This is a genomic window from Bacillus sp. ISL-39 (assembly GCF_018613295.1).
In the GTDB taxonomy this organism is placed as follows: domain Bacteria; phylum Bacillota; class Bacilli; order Bacillales; family Cytobacillaceae; genus Mesobacillus.
This window is the reverse complement of sequence record NZ_JAGGQM010000025.1, coordinates 1-21,691: the sequence shown is the minus strand read 5'-3', so window position 1 is coordinate 21,691 and position 21,691 is coordinate 1. Positions and strand designations below refer to the sequence as shown.

Below are 21,691 nucleotides of genomic sequence, written 5' to 3'. Positions count from 1 at the left end.
CTAATTGAAATGAATTCTCAATTAACTATTGACTTTATTTATATAGACGATTTAATATTTAAATAGGTTAATTGATAATGATTTTCATTATCTATCGATACAGAGTAGGAGCACAGAAAATGAAAAAGCGTTACTTGATAACATCTTTGATCATACTTTCATTGCTTTCCCTCTTTGTAGGAGTAAGCAGCATAACGCCGATGGAACTGCTTGATTTTCAATCGGAAGAAACGGAAATTTTCCTGATCAGCAGGGTACCGCGACTGATTGCAATCCTGCTTGCCGGGGCTGGGATGAGCATAGCCGGACTGATCATGCAGCAGCTTAGCCGCAATAAGTTCGTGTCACCGACAACGGCGGGCACGCTCGATGCGACGAGGTTGGGCATTCTCGTTTCGATGCTTTTTTTTGCAAATGCGTCCACAATCGAGAAAATGCTGATTGCGTTTATGTTCGCATTGGCGGGTACATTCTTGTTCATGCAAATCCTTGACCGGATTAAGTTCAAGGACGCGATTTTTATTCCGCTTGTCGGGATGATGCTGGGTAATATCCTATCATCCATATCGACATTCTTTGCTTACAAAGCTGATGTCATCCAGAATATGTCCGCGTGGCTGCAGGGTGATTTTTCGATGATCATGAAGGGGCGCTATGAGCTGCTGTACATAAGCATTCCCATCCTGGTAATTGCCTATTTATTCGCCAATCGCTTCACGGTGGCGGGAATGGGAGAAGATTTTTCGAAGAATCTGGGGCTCGCCTACAAACGGGTCGTCAATATTGGATTGGTCCTTGTCGCTCTGATTACGGCCACAGTCGTGCTTACGGTCGGAATGATTCCGTTCCTCGGGCTGATCATCCCGAACATCGTCTCGATTTTCAAAGGCGACCATCTGCAAAAAACATTGCCGCATACGGCTTTGCTAGGAGCGAATTTTCTCCTGGTTACAGACATCCTGGGACGCGTGCTGATCTACCCTTACGAGATTTCGATCTCCCTGATGGTCGGCGTCATCGGCAGCGGAATTTTCTTGTACCTGTTATTTAGGAGGAAGGCATATGCGTAACTCAACAAAATTAATCCTCCTTGCTTTAATCGCAACTGGTGCAAGCATGCTGTATTTATTCCATGACCTGAATGGCAGCTTCGATTATGCTCTGCCAAAGAGGGCGATGAAGGTGGCAGCGATGGTGATCACCGGAGTGGCCATCGCCTATTCAACCGTCGTTTTTCAGACGATCAGCCACAACCGCATCCTGACACCGAGCATCATCGGACTAGATTCGCTTTACATGCTGCTGCAGACCGTGCTGATATTCTTCCTCGGTTCTGGCCATGTGACAGTCGTCAATAAACAGGTGAACTTCATTTTAACTGTTGCCATCATGGTTGTATTCGCCTTGCTGCTTTACCGGCTTCTTTTTAAAAAAGGAAACCAGCCAATCTACTTTTTGCTGCTGGCGGGAATCATCGTTGGAACCTTTTTCTCCAGCATTTCCACGTTCCTGCAGGTGCTGATCGACCCGAATGAGTTCCAGATGGTCCAGGACAGAATGTTCGCAAGCTTTAATAATATCAACACTGACCTGGTGTGGCTGGCGATAGGCCTGATTGTCCTGCTGATCTTTTATGCCTGGAGGTTTACAGCCTATCTCGATGTGCTGTCACTCGGCAGGGAAAATGCGATCAACCTTGGAGTTTCCTATGATTCTATTGTAAAAAAAATGCTGGTGCTGGTTGCCGTATTCATTTCAATTTCCACCGCCCTTGTCGGACCGCTGACTTTTTTAGGCTTGATTGTCGCCAATCTATCCTATCAAGCTTTTAAAACCTACAAACATAGCGTCCTGATCAGCGGAGCGATTTTAATCAGCGTGATTTCCCTTGTTGGCGGCCAATGGGTAGTGGAAAGAGTATTCACGTTCTCCACCACGCTTAGTGTCATCATCAACTTCGTCGGTGGCGTATATTTCATCTACTTACTGCTGAAGGAGAGTCGATCAACATGATCACAGTTCGTTCACTGTCCAAATTTTACGGAAAAAAGAGTGTTATTGAAGATGTGACTGTCAACATCCAGAGAGGGCAGATTACTTCGTTCATCGGGCCGAATGGTGCCGGCAAATCGACGCTGCTCTCGATGGTCAGCCGGCTGCTCGATGCTGACTCCGGGGAAGTGCTCATCGACCAGACCGATGTCCGGAAGATGAAGTCGAATGAATTTTCCAAGGTTGTTTCCATCCTGAAACAGTCGAATTATATGAATGTTCGCCTGACGATTCGCGAGCTCGTTTCCTTTGGCCGGTTCCCTTATTCAAAGGGAAGGCTGACGGAGGAGGATGAGAAGTTCGTCGACCAGGCGATCGAGTACATGCACCTGACTGAGATGCAGGACAGTTATCTTGACGAACTGTCAGGCGGTCAGAAGCAGCGGGCTTTCATCGCGATGGTCATTGCCCAGGATACGGAGTATATCCTGCTTGATGAACCGCTGAACAACCTGGACATGAAGCATTCGGTCCAGATCATGAAAATCCTCCGCCAGCTTGTCGATGACCTGGGGAAAACCGTCGTCATCGTCCTGCATGATATCAACTTTGCTTCCGTCTATTCGGACCGCATCGTCGCACTGAAGGATGGGAAGGTCGTCAGGGATGGCCCAACAAGGGAGATCATCCAGTCAGACGCGCTAAAAGAAATCTACGATATGGATATCCCAATCCAGGAAATGAACAATTGCAGGATTTGTGTGTATTTTAATTCTTAGTAAAAGGGGAGTTTAACCATGAAAAAACTTAGTTTACTAGCACTTGTATTAGCGATGGTAGTTGCATTGGCAGCATGTAGTTCTGATGAAAAAGCAGAAACGACAGCAGCAGCAGGAAAAGACGAAGCGAAGGAAATGACGATCAAGCATGAGTATGGGGAAGCGACTGTCAAAAAGAGTCCAGAAAAAGTTGTCGTGTTTGATTTTGGTGTATTGGATACACTTGATGAGCTAGGCGTAGAGGTTACAGGCGTACCACAGGCAATCGTTCCTGAATACCTGGAAAAATACGCGGGCAAGGAATACACAAATGTCGGCAGCTTGAAGGAACCAGATTTTGAAGCAATCCATGCAATGAAGCCAGACGTCATTTTCATTTCCGCTAGACAGGCTGAATTGTACGACCAGTTCGAGGAAATCGCACCCACCGTGTTTGTTGGCATGGACTATACAAAATACATGGAATCCTTTGAAGAGAACATGAAGCTGATCGGTGAGATTTTTGAAAAAGAAGATGTTGTGACTGAAAAATTAGCGGAAGTCAATAAGAGTATAGATAAAATCAATACAGAAGCTTCCGCAGCAGATGAGAAAGCATTGCTTGTGCTGGCGAATGAAGGCAAGGTCAGCGCTTATGGTGCCGGTTCCCGTTACGGTTTTATCCACGATGTATTCGGATTCAAGGCGGCAGATGAAAAAATCGAAGCATCCACACACGGCCAGAGTATCACATTTGAATATGTCCTCGAGAAAAACCCTGGAATCTTGTTCGTCATTGACCGTACCGCAGCGGTAGGTGGCGAAGTCGGTGCGAAGGAAACAATCGAAAATGAACTTGTGAAAAAGACTGACGCCTTCAAAAACGGCAAGATCATTTACCTTGACGGTACGAACTGGTACCTGAGCGGCGGCGGTTTGCAGTCCATGCAGTCAATGATCGATGAAGTGAGGTCGGCATTATAATGTTCTATCAAATTAAGAGAATACTAGTCAAAGAGGGACACTCCAGTCAGGTGATACAGCGCTTTTCGGAAAAAGGGATGCTGATCGAACAGCAGCCAGGCTTCCTGGATAAACAGGTTCTCGTAAAAAAGAGCCGCAGAGGCGACGAAGAAGTCATGGTCATGATCAGCTGGCAATCCGAACAAGACTGGAAGAACTGGGAGAAGCATCCCGATCATATCGCGGGACACAAAGCCAAAATCGGGCAGCCAAAACCAGATTATATTATAGAATCCTCCCAGGATATCTATGATGTGATTTAAACGGAAAGAGACTCAGCAATGGGTCTCTTTTTCGATTGGTAAAAAAGAGCGATATTTTCCAATTCGCTATAAAAAAGGAGAAGTCGCTATAAAAAAGAAAAAGTCGCTATAAAAAGTGAAAAATCGCTATATAAATGAGAAACTCGCTATAAAAACAAAAAAGTCGCTATAAAAAAGTTTTTTCGCGCTGGTATTGCTATAAAAAAGCTATTGCATCAAGTTTTCGCCGCTAAATAATTCGAAAACTCCTAAAATCTAATCTTCGGTCGCCCCAATAACCGTTTATACATTCATTCTTTGAGGAAAACGCATAAAAAGCATTCTTTTTAAAGGTAAGAAAACGTTTTCACCAGCAAGGTGTTGTTTTGTACTAAATTCGTCACTGACTGGTTAAAAATAATTTAGGCATCATGATATTCTAAGTTGTGTAGATTTTCACAATCGCAATCATAGTAAGGATCGGAATCACATTGCATTCGCAATTGTAATCATAATTACAATCAATCAACAAACTATTGCAATCATTGGAGGAATCATTTGTGGACGGCATAATAGGGTTGCTGAAGGAACCGTTAATTTTATTATTCGTCATTTTATTTCTTGGCTCAGCGCTGGGGGAAATCAAAATACGGGGGCTTAGCCTGGGTACGTCCGGTGTCCTGCTGGCGGCAATGGTGTTCGGCCATTTCGGCTATCAGGTGTCCCCGGTCATCCAGCAGCTGGGTCTCGGTTTATTTATCGTGGCAGTTGGCTTATCCGCAGGGCCGCGCTTTTTCCGGATGATGAAAACGAGCGGTGCAGTATTCGGGATCATTAGCCTGCTGATCGTTCTCGTCGCATCTGTTACGACAATCGCTGTGTCCAAGCTGTTGAATCTATCTCCGGCATTAAGCATTGGAATTATGACTGGAGCACTTACGAGTACACCCGGACTTGCGGCAGCCCTCCAGGCAACCGGCGACCCGCTGGCGTCTGTCGGTTACGGAATTGCCTATCCATTCGGCGTCCTCGCGGTTGTGCTGTTCGTACAGCTTTTGCCGCGCGTGCTCAAGGTGGATTTAGCGGAGGATTTAAAAAAGAAATCTGGCCCCGTACGAAATGATGAATCGCCAGAAGTCATCACCATCGAGGTGACGGATCCATCGATCAATAAAAGAACCTTAAAAGAACTGGAGTTCAATCGATATAATACTGTCGTGATCAGCCGCGTCATCCGCGGGGACCGGAATATCATCGCTCTCAATGATACGGTCATCCTTGTTGGGGACAGGCTTGTTGCTGTTGGTCTCCGGAATGATTTGACTAAACTTTGCGAAGACATCGGCAAAGAAGTCGAAACAAATGTCCAGAACCATGACAATGTGGAGCTTCGCAAGGTGACCGTGGATTCACTTGAATTGATCGGGAAGACGATCAGGGAGCTTGAATTAAGACGGACATATGGTGTCACGGTTACGAGGATTGAACGAGGCGGATTTGAATTCAACCAGAACTCGAAATGGCGGCTGGAACCCGGTGACGTCCTGACACTTGTCAGCAGTGAAGACCGGTTGGATGACGTCGAAAAGCTGTTCAACAGGAAAAAGCTGACGGTTACCAATATCCATATCCTGTCGCTCAGCCTGGTATTGCTGCTGGGTGTGCTGGCCGGTATGATACCATTCCACTTTCCAAAGCTCGGCACGATTACATTCGGCGTCGCCGGCGGTCCGCTGTTCATCGCTTTGATCATCGGACATTTCGGGAAGCTTGGTCCCATTCATGCGCGCTATTACCAGCCGTCGAACCAGGTCATTCGCGACATCGGTCTCGTTTTATTCCTGGCTGGTGCCGGTACTACAGCTGGGAAAGGAATTGTTCAGGTCATCCAGCAGGAGGGCTTCAACCTTGTCATCGGCGGTGCGATTATTACAATCCTGCCAGTCGTTGCCGGTTTTTTCATCGCAAGGAAGCTTTTCCGGTTAAGCATCATTCACTCATTAGGAGCACTGTGCGGCGGAATGACAAGTACACCTGGACTCGGGGCAACCAACCAGTTGATGGATTCCGAAGACCCAGCGATCGCCTATGCTGCCGCCTATCCATTTGCGCTCATATCGGTTGCGGTGGCATCACAGATTTTGGTGTTCTTTTTATAAAAATTCGAAAAAACAATGACCAGAGCACTTTGTTGTTAAAAAAAGGGGTCATTTATTGAGGAAGGTTCGTCATAATCTCTTGACGAACTTTTTTTATGTGAAATGGAATCATTGAGAATCAATTCTCAAACTTGTCTGGACTTCTGAAAAGATAAAGTGCGTAACAGTTGAAGCATATGGATTTACAGTGTTAATGAATTCTTCTGCTTTGGAAAAACTCTCAAATTGCATTTTAAGCATATAGCAAGCATTACCTGCTATTCGGTAACAAAAATCAACATTAGGAAGACTTTCTATGTAATTCTTAAATCGTTTATAATCCCCATTTTTAACTGTTGCCTCTATTATGCATTGAATAGGCAGTCCTAACTTTTCGTAGTCAATTTCTAAAGTATACTTTTTAATGATTCCAAATGACTCCATTCGTCTTACTCGTTCCGTTACGGATGGAGAGGATAAATTAATTCTTCTTCCGAGTTCGCTCATCGATAAACGACTATTTTTAGAGAGTTCAACTATTATTTTTTTATCAATATCGTCTGTTTTCATTTTTAAATAAATTCCTCTCTTTTTTATTAAATTTTAAAGGAGATAAGGAAATATCGTTTTATACTTAATGTGATTAAGACGCTGCATCCTTTATATTTAAAATAACAAGGAGGTAGGATAAATGGCAAGAATTAATCAATCAAATTTCGGGGAAACACCCTTTCAAAAGCTGCTGGGTCATAACATAAAGGTTATGAAGGTGTGGTCTGAGTTAGGAGAAGTATTAGGACAAGACGGGTTATTGTCGTCCAAATTAAAAGAGCAAGTAAGAAGAACATTGGCACAAAATAATGGATGTGAGTATTGCAAAGCAAAAGGAAAGCCTGAGTCCGATACGTTTGATGAAAAAACATCTGTTGCAGTAGGTTTTGCGGAGGTGTTTTTGAACTACCCGAAAGGAATGGTCCCGGATTTCGCATTTGATATATTAAACGAGTATTTTTCTGAGGATGAAATTAGTGAACTCTGTGCTTTCATTTGTTTTACCGCAGCTCAACAATATTTTGGGGCAGTAATGAAATTAGAACCAAACAGGGGCTAACTTAAGAAAAGGAAACATAAAAAAACACTTGGATAATTATTCCGAGTGTTTTTTGTTTTTGGCGAATTTACAATTTCAAACCAGTACGGCTCTTGAATCTCCTGAGTAAAATATGGCTTTCCACTCTGGTGATTCCTTCCAAACTGTAGAGTTCCTCGTTGATGAAATTTTCCAATCTAATAAAATCCTCTACCAGGACATGCATATGTAGTGTGCTTGGACCAGTCATCTGGTAGCAGCTTGCTACACTTGGATTATTCGCAAGTGTCTCAGCAACCTTTACAAGGGATGAAGGCTCACAATCCACTTCGAAGAATGCGGAAACAGCTTTCCCCACTTTTTCCGAATTGATGACAACAGAAAATTTCTCGATCACACCACCTTCAATTAATTGATTGACTCTTTCCCTGATTGATACCCTTGATAAATTCAACTGTTTGCCGATGTCCACATAAGACATCCTGCCGTTTTCGGATAATAGTTGAAGGATCAGGCGATCAGTTTCATCGATTACCATTTAAACACCACTCTTTTATAAATGTATGTAAATGTATCTTAGCTTACAATTGATAACATTTTCAACGAAAATTGGAAAAACCGAACAGAAAATTATACCAGTAAAAAATAATTTAATATTTTCTGAATATTGTATAGATTTTTTAAATTTAATATAATATAATAATACGAAATTCGAAATGATATTAAATTTAGTGAAACGCTTTCATAAAGTAGTCTGATGTTACCTTTAGCCTACTTATGTTAGGAGAGTTGTTTTGCGAAAAAGGGGGACAAGCAAAGGTGAGTAAGAAAGTAAAAGTATTTGCAGCAGTATTTATGAGTTTATTATTACTTTTGACTGGATGTAACAATAGTAATTCTTCCGGTACGCAAGGAGAGAAATCGGCAACGGCCAGCGCTCCTGCGAAAACGGACAACACAGAATTAGTAGTTGGACTGGATGATGATCCGCCGCAGCTGGATCCTCATTTCTCAACAGCAGCAGTTGACCGACAAGTATTCCATAGTATCTATGACAAGCTGGTTGACGTGGATGAAGAGCTTAACTTTGTTCCTATGCTTGCGGAAAAATGGGATATCTCAGAAGACGGTAAAACATATACCTTCACTTTACAAAAGGGAGTTACATTCCATGATGGAACTCCGTTCAATGCAGAAGCAGTAAAATTCAACTTTGAGCGCATGATGGATCCAAATTCAGGTTCACCTCGTGCATCCGAATTATCATCCATTGAAAAAATTGAAGTGGTTGACGAAACGACATTGAAGGTTGTGCTTTCAGAGCCGTACAGCCCATTCCTGGCAGCATTGTCTGACCGTGCCGGCATGATGGTTTCTCCTAAATCTGTACAAGAAAAAGGCAAGGATTTTGCCAACTCACCTGTAGGTACAGGTCCTTTCAAGTTTGTATCACGAGTGAAGCAAGACAAGATCGAAGTCGAAAAAAATGCAGAGTATTGGAACGGGGCACCAAAGTTTGAAAAAATCGTCTATCGCCCATATTCAGATGAAAACGTCAGGCTGACAAACCTTACATCAGGCGATGTTGACATTATCAGCAAGGTTCCGCCAAAAGATGTCGAGAAGCTGAAGAAAGATTCAAACCTAACATTATCTGAGACAGGAGCTCTTGGCTTCCAGGGTCTATATTTGAACCACAATAGTGAGCCATTCAATAACAAAGCGCTTCGCCAGGCATTGGACATGGTTATTGACCGTGAAGCCATTATAAAGGTTGCGCTTCGTGATACTGGTGTACAAGCTGCGGGAGCTATTCCTCCTGGAACTTGGGCATATGACGATTCCATTAAACCAACTAAGAAGGATGTAGAAAAAGCCAAGAAAATCATGGCTGAAGCAGGGTATCCTGATGGATTTGAATTTACATTGCAGCTTTCTCCTAAGCCAGTGGAAGAGCAAATCTCGCAAATGATCCAATCAATGGCTGCGGAAGCGGGTATCAAGGTTAAGCTTGAAATCGTCGAGTTCGGAACGATGCTTGATAACATGGATAACTCTAAATTTGATGCAGTCCGCTTAGGCTGGAGCGGAAGAACAGATCCAGATGGAAACATCTACGCCCTATTCCACACTGACGGCTCTATTAACTACGGTTATTCTAATCCGGAAATGGACGAGCTGCTGGAACAGGCACGTGTTGAAACCGATCAAAAAGAACGTAAGAAAATTTACAGCAAAGCAACTGAACTTGGCAAGGAAGAAGTACCGTTCATATTCATCTACCACGAAAAGGATTACAAGGCATACAAAAACAACTTACAGGGCTATAAACACATCTCGGATCAAATGATGCGCTTCCATGACGTTTCATTTAAATAAGCATTCTACTTGATTCGGCTTGGAGATCCATCTCCAAGCCGATGTATTTTAAGCTTGGGAAAGGGAGGGAGCAGCGTGGTAAAATTTTTAATTCGCAGATTGGGACTTATGGTCGTTATTTTATTCTTAGTAAGCATAATCGTTTTTTCTTTAGTCCATCTTACTCCAGGCGACCCTGCAAGGATGATTCTAGGACAAGAGGCTACAGAGGAGTCGCTGCAGGCATTGCGTGAACAAATGGGATTGAATGACCCTTTATACGTGCAATATTTTTCATGGGTCACGAATGTCCTCCAGGGAGACCTGGGAAATTCCCTGAAGGATAACACGCCAGTTCTTACCGTGCTGCTGCAAAAGCTGCCGGTCACGATCCAGCTGTCAATCATGTCATTTTTTATAGCGATGCTGATTGCCATCCCGGCTGGCATTATTTCAGCTACAAGAAAAGGAACGTTCTGGGACTACTTTGGCACAACCTTTGCCTTATCCGGAGTATCAGTTCCCCCATTTTTCTTAGGTATTTTGCTCATTTTCATTTTTTCTATCTCGTTAGGGTGGCTGGCACCTTCAGGTTATGTCGAGCCATGGAAGGACTTTAAACAAAGTATGCTGTTAATGATCTTGCCTGCACTGGCAGTTGGTGTCCGATTGAGTGCTGAAATTACGAGGATGCTGCGTTCGAGCATGCTGGAAGTGCTGGAGGCGGATTATATCCGGACGGCCTATGCAAAAGGTGTATTAGAAAGAGGAGTCGTTATTGGCCATGCTTTGAAAAATGCACTTATACCGGTTGTAACCGTTAGTGGATTGCAGTTAGCTACCTTCCTCGGCGGTGCGGTCATCACAGAAACGATTTTTGCGATACCAGGGATTGGGCGATTAGTAATCGATGCGATCTTGACAAGGGATTTCCCGGTGGTGCAAGGAGCTGTTCTCTTCATGGCAATCGCTGTTGTCGTCGTTAACTTCTTTATTGATGTCCTATATTCCATTCTTGATCCAAGAATCAAGCTGACAGGGGGGCAGTGACCATGGAAGCACAGTTAGAACAAAAAGTCATCGTCGTTGAGAGCCCAAGAAAACGCAGGATGAAAGAAATGGGCTCCCGTTTCTTCCAGAATAAATTAGCCGTTGTTGGCGGTGCCTTTACACTTCTCCTTATTCTTATGGCTGTGTTCGCACCGCTCGTTGCGCCTTATAATCCAACGGAGCAGAATTATGCAAAGTTCCTCCAGAGTCCCAATTCAGAGAATCTGCTGGGCACGGATGAACTTGGCCGCGACATTTTCAGCCGGATCATCTTTGGAGCAAGAGTTTCGATCCAGGCTGGGATTATATCGGTAGGAATCGCACTATTGATCGGTATTCCGATTGGCCTTTTCTCAGGATATTACAGAGGCGTTTTAGATGAGTTCGTTGTCATGCGTTTTACGGATGCATTGCTTTCATTCCCGCCGCTGGTACTGGCACTTTCACTGGCAGCGGTGCTCGGAGCTGGATTGCAGAATGCGATGATTGCAATCGGGATTATATTCACGCCAAACTTTATCCGGCTGGTAAGGGGAGAGGTGCTGAGCCAGAGGGAGCGTGAATATGTTACAGCGGCAAAAGCTTCTGGAATCAGTGACCTTAAAATCATCTTCAGGCATATCCTGCCGAACTGTATGCCGCCGATATTAGTCCAGGCAACACTCGCGATTGCGGCAGCGATCATATCGGAAGCTTCTTTAAGTTATCTTGGGCTGGGGACTCAGCCGCCAACACCTAGCTGGGGAGCAATGTTATCTATGGGACAGGGCTACCTTGGAGACGCACCCTGGATTTCTCTATTCCCGGGCCTGTTTATCTTTATGACTGTCCTATCCATCAACTTATTTGGTGATGGACTGCGTGATGCATTGGATCCCAAGCTGAAGTGAGGTTATTAGAATGACATTTCCATACACTGCTAATCTAGTAAAACGAAAGGAGGAGGCAATCAAATGACACAGCCGTTATTGGAAGTTAAGAATCTGAAGGTCAGTTTTGCAGGGAAAAAGAAGAGTACAAATATAGTAGCGGGATTATCCTTTAATGTGGGAAAAGGGAAAACCCTTTGTATTGTTGGGGAATCAGGCTGTGGAAAAAGTATGACTTCCCTTTCGGTCATGGGCCTGCTTCCTAAGACCGGGGAAGCGGAAGGGGAAATTTTATTAAAAGGCGAAAACCTGACAGATAAGTCGATGAAACAGATGAGCAAGATTAGGGGCAACCAGATTTCGATGATTTTCCAGGAACCTATGACTTCGCTTAATCCCGTACAGACAGTTGGAAAGCAGATTGCCGAGACCATTATTCTCCACCAGAATGTAACCAAGAAGGAAGCGCGCCAGAAAGCGATTGAGATGCTTCAGCTAGTCGGCATCCCTTCACCGGAAAAACGGATCGATGCCTATCCCCACGAACTGAGCGGCGGAATGAGACAGAGGGTCATGATTGCGATCGCCCTTAGCTGCAATCCGGAACTGCTGATTGCGGATGAACCGACCACTGCTCTTGATGTAACGATCCAGGCACAGATTCTTGACCTGATGAAGAACCTGCAAAAAGACCTGGATATGGGAATTATCATGATCACCCATGACCTGGCGGTTGTTTCTGAGATGGCGGATACAGTACTGGTCATGTATGCGGGAAAAGCGGTTGAATATGGCACCCGAAAATCCATTTTCAACAATCCGATGCATCCCTATACACAGGGGTTGATGAAGTGCATCCCCGATGTAGATGCTGAAGAAGATGTGGAGGAACTTTTTGTGATAAAAGGTTCTGTGCCATCTCCGGATGCCATGCCAGCAGGCTGCAGATTTGCCGATCGCTGTCCGCATGTACAGGAAATCTGCAGGGCACAATCCCCGGATCTTGAGCAAGTCGATTTAGATCACACCGTAAGCTGCTGGAAATACACTGATTTATGGAAGGAAGGTGAGGCAAATGGGCCAGCCATTAGCGAAGTTGCCGTCGGAAAATCTTCTTGATGTACAGGACTTGAAGAAACACTTTCCTGTCGGTGATCAAGGATTCTTTGGAGAAAAACAGGTGGTAAAGGCATTGGATGGTATCACCTTTACTCTAAAAAGAGGCGAAACGCTGGGCATCGTAGGCGAATCTGGATGCGGCAAATCTACGATGGGCCGGGCCATCCTCAGGCTTCACGAACCAAGCTCAGGAACAATCGTTTATGACGGAAAGGATATCACCAATGTTTCCAAGCGGCAGATGCGTGATAACCGGAAGGATATGCAGATTATTTTCCAGGATCCATATGGTTCCCTGAATCCAAGGATGACTGTGGGCACGATGCTGTCAGAAATCGTTGAAACCCATAAAATTGTTTCGAGAAAAGAGCTGTATGATTATGTTTGCAATCTGCTCGTAGAAGTTGGGCTTTCGGAACAACATTATTACCGCTTCCCGCATGAGTTTTCCGGCGGGCAGCGCCAGAGGGTGAGTATCGCGCGCGCGCTATGCACGAATCCGAAGCTGATAGTTTGCGATGAAGCGGTCTCCGCGTTGGATGTATCAGTCCAGTCACAGATCCTGAACCTGCTGCAGCGCTTAAAAAAGGAGCATCAGCTGACCTATCTGTTTATATCCCACGACCTTAGCGTAGTGAAGCATGTAAGCGATCGTGTTGCCGTCATGTACTTAGGGAAAATGGTCGAACTGGCTGATAAGAAAGATCTTTATGATAATCCGTTGCACCCTTATACAAAGGCCTTACTTTCTGCCATTCCTTCAACCAAGGAAGAGAAGAAACGGGAAAGGGTTATTTTAAAAGGGGATGTACCAAGCCCGATCAATGTTCCGAGCGGCTGCCGTTTCCATACAAGATGCCCGCTTGCTACCGATCGATGCAGGGCAGAAGAGCCGGCATTCAGAGAAGTTAGCGAGAACCATTTTGCATCCTGCCATTATGCATAACTTGGGAAAGTCCTTGCCTAGTTGGTAAGGGATAGGTCCTTGCCTAGTTGGTAAGGACTAGGTCCTTACCAACCTGGTAAGGACGTTTCTTTCGAGATAAAAAAGGAACGCGGTTATAAAGAAGCTCTTTTCGGATTGGTTGTTGCTTTTCGGACATATTTCCGGGGCTCTTTTCGAAGGTGCTTCATCAACTGATATGCGAAAACATTCGTGAAAACCCAGAAGCCGGTTTTTACTTTGGATGTGAAAGCTACAAGGTTTACGAAAAGAGCTTAACAAAAAGAGAATATTTCATTTGTAAGGCTAATAAGTTAAATTGACTTACAAATGAAAGTTACCATCTTTGAGGGGGAGATCCATTCATGAACGTAGATTATCTAAATTATCCATACCAATCACAAAGAACCGTAACCTTTGCCAGGAATGGCATGGTTGCCACTTCTCAGCCGCTGGCAGCTCAAGCGGGACTGGACATTTTAAAAAAGGGCGGAAATGCCATTGATGCAGCGATTGCGACAGCAGCATGCCTGACAGTTGTTGAGCCAACTTCCAACGGAATCGGCGGCGATGCCTTCGCATTAGTGTGGGTAAAAGGGGAACTACATGGCCTGAACGCCAGCGGCCCGGCACCAAAAAGCATCTCGATTGATGCGGTCAAGGAAAAGGGGCATGAAAAAATGCCGACCTTCGGATTGGTTCCTGTTACCGTTCCAGGTGTACCGGCAGCATGGGCTGAGCTGTCGAAACGATTTGGCAAACTGCCTTTAACAGAGGTATTACAGCCGGCGATCGACTATGCAGAAAAGGGATATCCTCTGTCACCGGTTCTCGGCAAGTACTGGAATATTGCTTATGAAAAGTTTAAAGAAATTTTTACGGGTGATGAATACAAAGGCTGGTTTGAAACATTTGCACCTGACGGTAAGGCGCCTCAGATAGGGGAGGTCTGGAAATCTGAAGGCCATGCAAGCACCTTGCGCCAGATTGCCGAAACAAACGGAGAAAGCTTTTACCGTGGGGAACTGGCAGAAAAAATTGATGAGTTTTCAAAACAGCATGGCGGCTTTATCTCAAAAGAGGATTTAGCTGCATACAAGCCAGAATGGGTACAGCCGATTAAGGTCAATTACAGAGGCTATGATGTCTGGGAAATCCCGCCGAATGGGCAGGGCATTGTTGCCTTGATGGCGCTGAACATGCTGAAGGGCTATGAACTGAATGAAAAAGAGTCTGTAGATACATACCACAAGCAAATCGAAGCGATGAAGCTTGCATTCACGGATGCAAAGAAATATGTAACCGACCCCGAGAGAATGACAGTCACATCTGAGCAGCTTTTATCTGAGGAGTATGCAGAAGCAAGAAGAAGCTTGATTGGTGAAAATGCCCGCCTGCCAGAGCCTGGAACACCTCCAAAGGGCGGAACCGTTTATCTGGCTGCAGCGGATGGTGAAGGAAATATGATTTCATTCATCCAGAGTAATTATATGGGCTTTGGCTCCGGAATTGTCATTCCTGGAACAGGTATTGGCCTGCAAAACCGCGGAGCTGATTTTTCACTGGATCCGTCTCATGATAATCGCCTTGAGCCAGGCAAAAAGACGTACCATACGATCATTCCAGGATTCTTGACAAAGGATAATGAAGCTGTTGGTCCATTCGGAGTAATGGGCGGCTACATGCAGCCACAGGGCCATGCCCAGGTGATCATGAACACAATTGACTTCAGCCTGAATCCGCAGGCTGCGCTGGATTCGCCTCGCTGGCAATGGATGGAGGGCAATAAGGTAGTTGTTGAGAATACTTTCCCTGCTCACATTGCCCAGGCGCTGGCCAGGAAAGGTCACGATATCCAATTTGCATTGGATGGAGGCGGATTCGGCAGAGGCCAGATTATCTGGAGAGACCCTGTAACCGGAGTGCTTTCCGGCGGCACAGAGTCAAGGACGGATGGGGCAATCGCAGCTTGGTAATCTCAAAAAAGGTGTTGAATGAAAATGAAACAGCTTGATCTATTCCTGGCATTTTTCCGAGTTGGAATGCTGGGGTATGGCGGCGGCCCATCATCGATCCCGCTCGTTCATAAAGAAGTAGTCGAGAAATATAAGTGGATGAATGATGATGAGTTTGCTGATGTTTTAGCCCTGGGCAATACCCTTCCAGGACCGATTGCCACCAAGATGGCGGGTTATATCGGGTACAGGGTTGCAGGTTTTACAGGAATGGTGAATGCCGTGATGGCAACAATTGTCCCGACCATACTGTTGATGATTGTTTTACTGACCTCGATTTCTTCATTTAAAGATCTGCCCTGGGTTGCCGGCATGACAAAAGCAGTCGTTCCAGTCGTAGGTGTCATGCTCGCAACCTTGACTTGGGACTTCTTTAAGAAATCAAATGAAACGCTGGGCAAGGTGAACGCGGGTTTAATGGTTGTTGGCGGACTTATCCTGATGGAAGTTTTGAATGTTCATCCAGCCATCCTGATCCTCGTGCTGTTAATTCTGGCTATAGCTAAAAAAGATAAGACTCCTAAGGTGGAGCAAAAGATTGAAAGAGGTGTAGGCTGATGATTTATTGGCAGATATTCCTCGCCTTTTTCATCCCGGGAATCGTTGGTTACGGGGGAGGTCCTGCATCGATTCCCCTGGTGGAAAATGAAGTGGTCGACCGCTATGGATGGATGACGGTACCGGAATTCAGCGAAGTGCTGGCGATTGGAAATGCATTGCCGGGACCAATCGCGACAAAAATGGCAGGTTATATAGGATATGAGCAAGGCGGGATACTAGGTGCTGTTGTCGGCATTTTCGCAACGGTTGCTCCTTCACTGATCTTAATGATTTTCCTCCTTGGAGTATTGTACCGTTTTAAAGATTCGCCAAAAGTCAAAAGAATGACGAATTATATCAGGCCGATCATTGCCGTATTGCTCGGTGTCATGACTTTCAACTTTTTCTTTAACTCTTATTTAGACACAGGCATTATACAAACGATCTTTTTGATTGTTGCCAGCTACCTGCTGCTTGAAAAATGGAAGGTTCATCCTGCCTATGTCATCACAGCTTCGTTAGCTTATGGCGGTTTATTTTTATAATGGTAAAGAGCCCATCCAGGGAAAGGATGGGCTTTTACTGTATATGAAACTCCGACATAAGGATACGATTCAAGTCTAAAGGTACCCTTATAGAAAGGGTAACTCCGACATAAGGATACGATTCGGGTCTAAAGGTACCCTTATGGGAAGAAAAGCTCCGTCATAAGGGTACGATTCGGGTCTAAATGTGCCCTTATGGGAAGAAAAGCTCCGACATTAGGGTACGATCAAGCTTAAAAGTACCCTTATGGGAAGGTAATCTCCCTTATAAGGGTACTTTTAGTGTCTACTTTTGATGTGCAAGAAAGAAAATTTCCGGCAAGAACCTACTCCAAAAACGTCTTGATCTTCGGAAACACCTTCAGAGCTGTATTGTAAAATACATCCTCATGGTGCTCGGGAGGAATCAGGTCTTTGATGAACTCGATATACGGACCGACAGGAATCAGCGGCCAGTCTGTGCCGAACAACAGCTTGTCGTACGAGTCGGCAAACTCAAGCGCATGGCGCAGGTGGTCAAGAAAACGTCCCTGGCTGCGTTTATCCAGTTCTGACTTCGTGCCGACAATCAACCCTGACAGATCAGCGAATACATTCGGATTTTTATAGATGATTTCCGCTCCGGTCAATGTCCATGGATCCCCAAAGTGGGCCATCATGAAATTTACATCCCGATGGTTGACCGCGACCTCGTCAATCGCCATCGGATGGGAATATTTCAAATAGCCGCGTTCCGAATAGGTGTCGCCGGTATGGAAAACGACAGGAAGCTGGTATTTTGCGGCCAGCTTGTAGACCAGTTCGTACACTTCGTCATACGCATAAAAAGGATAGTACCCCAGATAGATCTTGATACCGACTGTCTTCGGATTTTGCAGTTCTCTTTCAAGGCGGGCAAGGGCTGCTTCATCCAGGTCATATGGATTGATCCCGGCACAGCAAAAAATGTTGGCCGGGAGCTCGGCTTCCATATCGAGCCCCATCGGCGTCCGGGCTTCGTAATCAGGGAACCCCATTTTATCGGTTTCCGTCAGGCCCATTCCGATTCCGAGCACCACATTGGCTTCCTTGAACTCCTTTAGGATGCCGGCTGTGGAATAGTCAACGAATGACAGCTTCTCGGCCGTTTCATAAAAGGATTTAATATTTGATAGATGTATATGGGCATCGATGATTTTCATGTTTTCTCCTTTTAAAATTGGACTCTTCTCAGCTTTTTCAGCAGGTCGCCAGTCAGTTTTCGCTCATCGAAAAGCAGGAAAAGCGGAGCGCTTTTTTCGAATTCGCCTTTGTGCCTTGAGACAAGCTGCAAAACTTCTTTATTTGTATAAGCTTCGGTCGGCCCCGCATCATTGTTTGGAATTACGTAAAACTTATCCTCTGAACTGTTGTTGCTAAAATATGAATCTTCATCCATAAGCAATGGAATTTCCTCGCTGCCTGCGTGATAAGTATGCGCCTGTTGGCTGCCACTGACTGAAATACGGACATCGGTCAGCTCGCTGTCACCGACGAACAGGTCTGTGACCCACATCTCATCGACAAGGTTTTTCCCGCCAGCATCCTTCACTTCTGCAAAAGATGCGACAACCGGCACGCCTGGAAGCATCAAATAATATTGCGTGTACCGAACGCCGTTCCACTGCTTATGTTCTTTGAACTCGGTTGTGATCGCCAGTCCGGTCCACGTATTGCCTTCTCTGTCCTTCTTTTCAACCACTTCAGCATGGCTGGTTTCTTTTAACAGTGAGAAGGTGTTGATTCCATTTGGTGCGGTCTTCATTCCGCCTGCCCATGGATTCCACCAGCTCTTCGCTGTCAACTCTGGATAGCAGTGGTCGAGCCATTCGTGCCCATTCACTTCCATTGAATAGATTCCAGGATAGAAGTTTGGGTCTGCCTTCAGTGTGATGGCTCCGTTATCGATGATGAAATTGCCATCTGCCGTTGAGGAAGTAACTGTTCCAGATTGAAAGAGCAGCAATTCTTTGAATCTAGCTTCCGTCCCATTGCCTTTGTATGAGGCTTCGACAATGGACAGTGGTTTTAGGGCAGCGAATGGCACTGTCATAGAATGAGAGGTTTTCTCCATTTTTGCGGGAATTTCATGAACCTCATTCCCAATCTTTAATGTCCCATCCAGGTAGCTGTTACGGTACGTTTTCAAAGTGAAATCCAGGTCAGCATCAGGCTGGATTACGAGCTGACCAGCTTTGAAGCTTAGCTCACTGCCTTTTTCAGTTTTCTTATCGACCGGCATTTGCTCTGCATAGGCGATGAACTCCTCAACATTCTGGAAAGCTCCAAGTGACAAGGTTATGGTACCTGATACAGCTCTTTCGCCTGGCTCAAGCTTTCCGAATTGGTCCTCGATGATAAACTGCCAGCTCTCAGGCCCGGCGCTGCTATCCTTAGACCAGGCCAATCCAATCGGACCGTACTGCCCTTCGGAAAAATACCAGTTCCCAGTGATTCTCTCGGAATCCAGCTCGCCAATCTCCATGATTCGATTTTCGGTAAAATGAATAACCTCGCCGTCGAGCGGGAAATAAACCTTCTCGAGTTCATGGTAGACAGGCTGGCTGAAAGCGACCTCAGGGTGAATGCTTCCGCCTTTATTCTCAACCTCTGCCCATGTGTGGATGATTCCATCACCGAACAAGCGGTACGTCTGCATTAAAAACAGGCCCTCCAACTCAGCCGATTCCAGGCTGATCTTCATATCAATCGAGGATTCATTAATCTCCCAGGTGACAGAGGAAGGCTTTTTCTTGGTGAACTCCAGTGAATATGGCTTTCCAAGCTTAGGTGTCATAAAGGCAAAAGGCTGATTTTTTTTGTTGTTTCTGGCAGCTGACGTCAGCAGGTCCCGTTTACGGACATTGATCTGACCCAGTCCGTTGAAAATATGCCAGAAATCCTTCGATTCACCGCCGAACTTTTCGCCAAGACCTTTGAAAGCAACCGAGATGTCCTGCTCGAAGGTCAGCTTTTGTCCGTCCGCTTTTGTTGCTGTAGTCATAAGCTCAGGATTGTAAAATCCATGCTGTTTTACCGTTAAAGGCACAGACACCGTCTTCCGTCCGCGGGCAGGAACTTCCACGGTGAATGTTTGTCTTGCTAAAACGACCTGCTCATTTACAGGGAAGTCCAATTGGAACTCCGCATTCTCTCTCAAGTTATTGGTAATTTCAACATCAATAGAGGTCTCTTTTTCCAGGAAAGAGAGATTGCCAGAATAGCTGGCTTCTATTTTTGCCGGATTGATCGGAAAGACGCCAAGCTTCAGCTCGCATTCAAGCCCATTGATCGATACGATGGCCTTGATGCCAGGATGCGTCCGCCAGTGGCTTGGTTCCTCCCCTTTTTCAACGGTAAAAGTGCCAGATATAGTAGATTCATTATCTACTAATTTTTCGGCGGCGAAATCATACTTAATACGCCCATTACTAATGCCGCTTGCTTTGAAGGTGAGTGGTGCTCCGCCCTTGTTCACGACTGTGATTTCAAATTCCCGTTCTTCCTTCTGGATGACTTCATGGTCAGCCAATTTCATTTGCAGGATGAACTCATCCGTTTCAATCAAGCTGATGCCGCGGCTTGTTCGTTCGAATTGGACCCTTGCACGCGTGTCGGCATTCTGCCAGCTATATTCATAGAATGTAAAGCCATTTTCCTTTACGCCGTCCGGCTTCACTTCTATCAATCTAGTGCTGTCCTCGTACCAATCTAATTTTTCAAAGACGGGTTTTAATAGCGGTGTGTTCAGGACCTGCGGAATGAAATTCATCAAATGGGTCGAGTCATCCCGGTCCTCCCAGAAAAAGCCGCACTTTTTATAAAGCGGAACGGCCTTCGTGTTCCCGGCCCAGGTGTAAAGATCAAGCCGCGGCCAGCCCAGCTGCACCGTTTTTTCCAGCGCCTGAAGCACGAGCTTTTTGCCGATCTTATGCCCATGGTAATCGGGCCTGACATTGAGCAGCGGGATATACAAAGATCCCGTATCCTCCTTATACTCAGACAAGCCGCAGTAACCGACGACTTCTTCACCGTCCAGCGCCAGATAAAGCTCAATGTTGTCAGAGTTGGCTTCCTTCTTTTTCACCTGCTCCTCGGTCATGACGCGCGTATCTCCGCCCCAGCCGTCACGACTCAGATTCCACATTTTAGCGACCCCAGCCGCCAATCCTTCATGATATTTCTCGATTTGAATAACCTTGTTCAATTGTGCCATTACCTTTCTCCTCCTTGGCTATGGGCCATCTTCCTTTTTAGTTAAAATCAGCTTCTTTTTTGAATTGTCCATCCTACTGAACCTCCTTTGATTTAATGGGAGTGTTTTGGCACTCCATATCCATCGTAAAGGGAAATTTTACTAGTGTAAAGAAAATTTAGAATTTAATATTTTTTAAAAATATCCATTATAAATATAGTGGTTTCCATTCTTTAGTTATAATGAGGAAAAGACCGTAAAAGGAGTGGGAGTTGTGGAGCAGAAAATCTATTATGACATCCTTTATTTTAATGGAGACGAAATTTTTATTTCGGCAACCGACAAAGGCGTATGCTATGTCGGGTCACCAGAAGAAGATTATGAAGTTATGGCTAAACGTTTTCCCGCTGCTGTATTTGAAAGGAATCCGGAAGCCTTAAAACCATACAGGGATGAGTTGGCTGAGTATCTTGAAGGGAAGCTCAGACAATTTTCCTTGCCGGCCGATGTAAAAGGAACAGCATTCCAGGAAGCAGTCTGGACAGCCTTGAGGGAAATCCCTTATGGCGAAACATGTACATATTCTGATATTGCAGAAAAAATCGGCAAGCCCTCGGCAGTGAGAGCAGTCGGAACCGCGATCGGCGCCAATCCAGTCCTGATTTCTGTCCCCTGCCACCGGGTTATCGGCAAAAATGGCTCCATCACAGGCTACCGCGGCGGAATCGCTATGAAGCAGCATTTGCTGGAGCTGGAGAAAGTCCATTGTAGGGGGTAATGTGCATCTAAAGAGGAT

At 45.3% G+C, this 21,691-nt stretch carries 20 protein-coding genes; 16 read left to right on the top strand and 4 right to left on the bottom strand.

The window, feature by feature from the left end; translation table 11 throughout:
* Window positions 1–119: 119 nt before the first annotated feature.
* From J7E37_RS17045 to J7E37_RS17020, 6 genes are all read left to right on the top strand, one after another.
* Window positions 120–1,070, top strand: a complete 951-nt coding sequence (locus tag J7E37_RS17045) for an ABC transporter permease (RefSeq protein WP_215025433.1) — start codon at window positions 120–122, stop codon at window positions 1,068–1,070.
* Window positions 1,063–2,013 carry an iron chelate uptake ABC transporter family permease subunit gene (locus J7E37_RS17040; RefSeq protein ID WP_215025430.1) on the top strand — a complete coding sequence of 317 codons (951 nt, stop codon included), beginning with the start codon at window positions 1,063–1,065 and terminating at the stop codon, window positions 2,011–2,013. Before J7E37_RS17045 ends, J7E37_RS17040 begins: the two co-directional genes overlap by 8 nt.
* A complete protein-coding gene (locus J7E37_RS17035; protein ID WP_215025427.1) occupies window positions 2,010–2,771 on the top strand; it encodes an iron ABC transporter ATP-binding protein in 762 nt (253 codons plus the stop codon). The genes J7E37_RS17040 and J7E37_RS17035 overlap by 4 nt, the downstream gene beginning before the upstream one ends.
* Before the next feature lie 18 nt (window positions 2,772–2,789).
* Window positions 2,790–3,734: a siderophore ABC transporter substrate-binding protein gene (locus J7E37_RS17030; protein ID WP_215025424.1), complete on the top strand. Its 945-nt coding sequence runs from the start codon at window positions 2,790–2,792 to the stop codon at window positions 3,732–3,734.
* Window positions 3,734–4,036: an antibiotic biosynthesis monooxygenase family protein gene (locus tag J7E37_RS17025; protein WP_215025421.1), complete on the top strand. Its 303-nt coding sequence runs from the start codon at window positions 3,734–3,736 to the stop codon at window positions 4,034–4,036. The genes J7E37_RS17030 and J7E37_RS17025 overlap by 1 nt, the downstream gene beginning before the upstream one ends.
* A 539-nt stretch (window positions 4,037–4,575) precedes the next feature.
* On the top strand, window positions 4,576–6,174 hold the full coding sequence (locus J7E37_RS17020) for an aspartate:alanine exchanger family transporter (protein ID WP_353050037.1): 1,599 nt from the start codon (window positions 4,576–4,578) through the stop codon (window positions 6,172–6,174).
* A 108-nt stretch (window positions 6,175–6,282) separates the two neighbouring features.
* Here the strand turns inward: J7E37_RS17020 and J7E37_RS17015 are convergent, their stop codons facing one another.
* Entirely contained in the window at window positions 6,283–6,723 is a 441-nt protein-coding gene (locus J7E37_RS17015; RefSeq protein WP_214780108.1) for an Lrp/AsnC family transcriptional regulator, read from the bottom strand.
* Between the two features lie 121 nt (window positions 6,724–6,844).
* Between J7E37_RS17015 and J7E37_RS17010 the strand changes: the two genes are divergently transcribed.
* Entirely contained in the window at window positions 6,845–7,264 is a 420-nt protein-coding gene (locus J7E37_RS17010) for a carboxymuconolactone decarboxylase family protein (RefSeq protein ID WP_215025419.1), read from the top strand.
* Window positions 7,265–7,331: 67 nt separating this feature from the next.
* Here the strand turns inward: J7E37_RS17010 and J7E37_RS17005 are convergent, their stop codons facing one another.
* Complete coding sequence (locus tag J7E37_RS17005) at window positions 7,332–7,781, bottom strand: Lrp/AsnC family transcriptional regulator (protein ID WP_214780110.1); 450 nt, start codon at window positions 7,779–7,781, stop codon at window positions 7,332–7,334.
* A 281-nt stretch (window positions 7,782–8,062) separates the two neighbouring features.
* Between J7E37_RS17005 and J7E37_RS17000 the strand changes: the two genes are divergently transcribed.
* The 8 genes from J7E37_RS17000 (at window position 8,063) to J7E37_RS16965 (ending at window position 16,682) form a co-directional block, all read left to right on the top strand.
* Window positions 8,063–9,622, top strand: coding sequence for an ABC transporter substrate-binding protein (locus tag J7E37_RS17000; protein WP_353050036.1), 1,560 nt, complete (start codon window positions 8,063–8,065; stop codon window positions 9,620–9,622).
* A gap of 75 nt (window positions 9,623–9,697) precedes the next feature.
* On the top strand, window positions 9,698–10,651 hold the full coding sequence (gene nikB, locus J7E37_RS16995) for a nickel ABC transporter permease (protein WP_192469712.1): 954 nt from the start codon (window positions 9,698–9,700) through the stop codon (window positions 10,649–10,651).
* Window positions 10,652–10,710: 59 nt separating this feature from the next.
* A complete protein-coding gene (locus J7E37_RS16990) occupies window positions 10,711–11,541 on the top strand; it encodes an ABC transporter permease (RefSeq protein ID WP_214780618.1) in 831 nt (276 codons plus the stop codon).
* Window positions 11,542–11,604: 63 nt separating this feature from the next.
* Complete coding sequence (locus J7E37_RS16985; RefSeq protein WP_215025413.1) at window positions 11,605–12,639, top strand: ABC transporter ATP-binding protein; 1,035 nt, start codon at window positions 11,605–11,607, stop codon at window positions 12,637–12,639.
* Window positions 12,596–13,585 carry an ABC transporter ATP-binding protein gene (locus J7E37_RS16980; protein WP_214780113.1) on the top strand — a complete coding sequence of 330 codons (990 nt, stop codon included), beginning with the start codon at window positions 12,596–12,598 and terminating at the stop codon, window positions 13,583–13,585. The genes J7E37_RS16985 and J7E37_RS16980 overlap by 44 nt, the downstream gene beginning before the upstream one ends.
* A 362-nt stretch (window positions 13,586–13,947) precedes the next feature.
* Entirely contained in the window at window positions 13,948–15,558 is a 1,611-nt protein-coding gene (locus tag J7E37_RS16975) for a gamma-glutamyltransferase family protein (protein WP_215025410.1), read from the top strand.
* A gap of 24 nt (window positions 15,559–15,582) precedes the next feature.
* Window positions 15,583–16,155, top strand: a complete 573-nt coding sequence (locus J7E37_RS16970; RefSeq protein ID WP_215025407.1) for a chromate transporter — start codon at window positions 15,583–15,585, stop codon at window positions 16,153–16,155.
* Window positions 16,155–16,682 (top strand): chromate transporter, encoded by a 528-nt coding sequence (locus J7E37_RS16965; protein ID WP_214780116.1) that lies wholly within the window; start codon window positions 16,155–16,157, stop codon window positions 16,680–16,682. Before J7E37_RS16970 ends, J7E37_RS16965 begins: the two co-directional genes overlap by 1 nt.
* Window positions 16,683–17,008: 326 nt before the next feature.
* Here the strand turns inward: J7E37_RS16965 and J7E37_RS16960 are convergent, their stop codons facing one another.
* Complete coding sequence (locus J7E37_RS16960) at window positions 17,009–17,863, bottom strand: amidohydrolase family protein (protein WP_215025405.1); 855 nt, start codon at window positions 17,861–17,863, stop codon at window positions 17,009–17,011.
* Window positions 17,864–17,874: 11 nt separating this feature from the next.
* A complete protein-coding gene (locus J7E37_RS16955; RefSeq protein WP_215025403.1) occupies window positions 17,875–20,916 on the bottom strand; it encodes a GNAT family N-acetyltransferase in 3,042 nt (1,013 codons plus the stop codon).
* Window positions 20,917–21,169: 253 nt separating this feature from the next.
* On the opposite strand from J7E37_RS16955, the gene J7E37_RS16950 reads away from it, so the two are divergent.
* On the top strand, window positions 21,170–21,673 hold the full coding sequence (locus J7E37_RS16950; protein WP_353050034.1) for a methylated-DNA--[protein]-cysteine S-methyltransferase: 504 nt from the start codon (window positions 21,170–21,172) through the stop codon (window positions 21,671–21,673).
* Window positions 21,674–21,691 lie beyond the last annotated feature (18 nt).